Below are 938 nucleotides of genomic sequence, written 5' to 3' on the forward strand. Positions count from 1 at the left end.
TCAGGGGTAGGGGAGCGTTGTATGTAGGTTGAAGGTGTACCGTAAGGAGCGCTGGACAGCATACAAGTGAGAATGCCGGTATGAGTAACGAAAAGATCAGTGAGAATCTGATCCGCCGAAAGCCCAAGGTTTCCTGAGGAAGGCTCGTCCGCTCAGGGTAAGTCGGGACCTAAGGTGAGGCCGAAAGGCGTAATCGAAGGACAACAGGTTGAAATTCCTGTACCACCGTAAACCGTTATGAACGATGGGGTGACGCAGGAGGGTAGTGACGCGGACTGATGGATGTCCGTCCAAGCAGTGAGGCTGATGTGTAGGCAAATCCGCACATCGATAAGGCTGGGCTGTGATGGGGAGTGAAAATTATAGTAGCGAAGGTCATGATCTCACACTGCCAAGAAAAGCCTCTAGTCAGGTGAAGGTGCCCGTACCGCAAACCGACACAGGTAGGCGAGAAGAGAATTCTAAGGCGCGCGGAAGAACTCTCGTTAAGGAACTCGGCAAAATGACCCCGTAACTTCGGGAGAAGGGGTGCCTCGGTAGGGTGAATAGCCCGAGGGGGCCGCAGTGAAAAGGCCCAAGCGACTGTTTAGCAAAAACACAGGTCTGTGCGAAGCCGTAAGGCGAAGTATACGGGCTGACGCCTGCCCGGTGCTGGAAGGTTAAGGGGAGCGGTTAGGGAGTAATCCCGAAGCTGTGAACCGAAGCCCCAGTAAACGGCGGCCGTAACTATAACGGTCCTAAGGTAGCGAAATTCCTTGTCAGGTAAATTCTGACCCGCACGAATGGCGTAACGACTTGGGCGCTGTCTCAACGAGAGATCCGGTGAAATTTTAATACCTGTGAAGATGCAGGTTACCCGCGACAAGACGGAAAGACCCCATGGAGCTTTACTGCAGCTTGATATTGGATTTGGGTACGATCTGTACAGGATAGGTGGG

1 rRNA gene is annotated in these 938 nt (G+C 53.1%); it reads left to right on the forward strand.

Going from position 1 to position 938, the window contains the following annotated elements:
* Positions 1-938, forward strand: a 23S ribosomal RNA gene (locus PAEVO_RS00035); the annotation flags it as partial.

The organism is Paenibacillus sp. GM2FR, assembly GCF_002803325.1.
Lineage (GTDB): Bacteria > Bacillota > Bacilli > Paenibacillales > Paenibacillaceae > Paenibacillus_AQ > Paenibacillus_AQ lautus.